1 protein-coding gene is annotated in these 419 nt (G+C 65.2%); it reads left to right on the top strand.

Going from position 1 to position 419, the window contains the following annotated elements:
• The coding region (locus tag FJV41_RS56100; RefSeq protein WP_246137944.1) for a 3-hydroxyacyl-CoA dehydrogenase family protein at positions 1-419 on the top strand (419 nt) is incomplete at both ends.

Here is a 419-nt window from a genome sequence, read left to right as displayed (position 1 = left end):
CGCTGGTGGAGCTGATCGACAAGCACACCACCCGGCCGGAAGTGCTGGACCAGCTCGAAGCCTTCGTCACGAGCGGGCTGGGCAAGGGCGTGGTGCGCGCGCACGACACGCCCAACTTCATCGCCAACCGCGTCGGCATCGCCGGCATGCTGGCGCCGATGAAGGAGGTGGAGAACTTCGGCCTCACCTACGACGTGGTGGACGACCTCACGGGCAAGAAGCTGGGGCGCGCTTCCAGCGGCACCTTCCGCACCGCCGACGTGGTGGGCCTGGACACGATGGCGCACGTCATCAAGACGCTGCAGGACAACCTGACGGAAGACACCGATCCGTTCTACGGCAGCTTCGGGACGCCCGAGGTGCTGAACAAACTCATCGAGATGAAGCACCTGGGCCAGAAGTCCAAGGCCGGCTTCTAC

Source organism: Myxococcus llanfairpwllgwyngyllgogerychwyrndrobwllllantysiliogogogochensis (assembly GCF_006636215.1).
In the GTDB taxonomy this organism is placed as follows: Bacteria; Myxococcota; Myxococcia; order Myxococcales; family Myxococcaceae; genus Myxococcus; species Myxococcus llanfairpwllgwyngyllgogerychwyrndrobwllllantysiliogogogochensis.
The sequence above is the reverse complement of the archived record's forward strand: the minus strand, read 5'-3'. Positions and strand labels throughout refer to the sequence as shown.